Annotated in this window: 1 protein-coding gene; it reads left to right on the forward strand. The window is 59.3% G+C overall.

What is annotated here, in order from left to right; translation table 11 throughout:
- On the forward strand, window positions 1-1394 hold a 1394-nt coding region (locus V9K67_RS26965), incomplete at both ends, for a hypothetical protein (protein WP_336728227.1).

Consider the following 1394-nt stretch of genomic DNA (forward strand, 5'->3'; position numbering starts at 1 on the left):
TGCATCCTGTTGCACCTGTCGCCGCTTTATGCCCAACAGGGCTCTGCCCACCAGCGGCCGCCCGCCGGCCGGGCCGCCACCGGCGCACCGGAGGATTCGCTGCGCCTGCTGTACGACCAGCGTTCCCGGTTCAGCCACCTGAAGGGCGAACCGCCGGCCCGTGGCCTGAAGCGACTTGTTCCCCTGCCGGGCAAGGGCCGGATGCAGGCCATGCGGGCTCCTGCTCCAAAGGTTCTAGGCGAGGCGGCGGTTCCTTTTGCCCATAGCTGTTATGCCGTATCGGGCCGCAATTTCCTTCGGCAGGATTCCCTGGTGCTCTATTCCGGCGACCCGACCTTTACGGCCGATGGCAACGTGATCGTGCCGGGGGAATTTGCCGATTTTTCAAAAGACCCTTTTGTAGCCGGCGGCTTTTGCATGAAGACCGACACCCGCGGCAACGTCATCTGGGCCAAATTGTACGACAGCTCCGTCCACAGGGCTTTTGATTACATGATCTACTTCAAGGCGGTGGAACTCCGCAACGGCTCGATCCTGCTGGCGGGCCGTACCACCAACAACCTGTCAAAAAACGACGACCTCGTGCTTACCCTGCTGGACAAAAACGGCAATATCCTTTGGCTGAAGACTTACGAGTCGAAGTTCTGGCAAGGCTTTAACGGAAGCGGCGACCATTTTGTGCTGCATGGCCTGGAGGAAGACCCGGCCGGCGGCGCCCTTTATTTTGCCGGCCATCACTGGACCGGGAAAAGCACCGTCACCCGAATCGATCCTGCCGACGGCCGCATTGTATGGAGCAATGCCTACGATACCTGGGGCGACAACGACCAGGTGTTCGGCCTGCAGGTCAATGCCGGCAACCTGCAGCTGTTTCAACTGGACGGAGGGTCGTATAACGAGAGTTACCTCAGTGTCATGACCCTCAATAAAGCCAACGGCGACACCATTTACCGCAAACATTTGCAGCTGGCGGCCGAAAATTCGTATTCGCCCCGCCTGTTCCGAACCTATGAAGTGGTGCGGCAGCACAACGGGCACATTTTGCTGAGCGGCGCCACCACCGGCGACCGGCCCAACGCGTTAACGGGCCCGGACCTGCACCACGCCGGCGTCATCGAACTGGATGAACAGCTGAACTTTGTACGAGGATTTGGGTTCAAAAACCGGGTGCCGGGCAACTACTACAATACAAAAGTCAGCCTGTTCCCGGATGGAAGCGGCGTGTTCACCTTCATGAATTATGTCAGTGGCTACACCGCCGACAGCCGGGTCGTGCTGTTCCGGAACGGGCAGATCTATCACCAGCGCAAACGGGTTCATGCCAATGAAGGCATCCCGTACGAGCCCCTTACCCTGCGGATGCCCGACGGGGGCTTTTTGAACGTAAAGGGGAT

Origin of the sequence: Huijunlia imazamoxiresistens (assembly GCF_037132455.1) — a bacterium.
GTDB classification, from domain to species: Bacteria; Bacteroidota; Bacteroidia; order Chitinophagales; family Chitinophagaceae; genus Flavisolibacter; species Flavisolibacter imazamoxiresistens.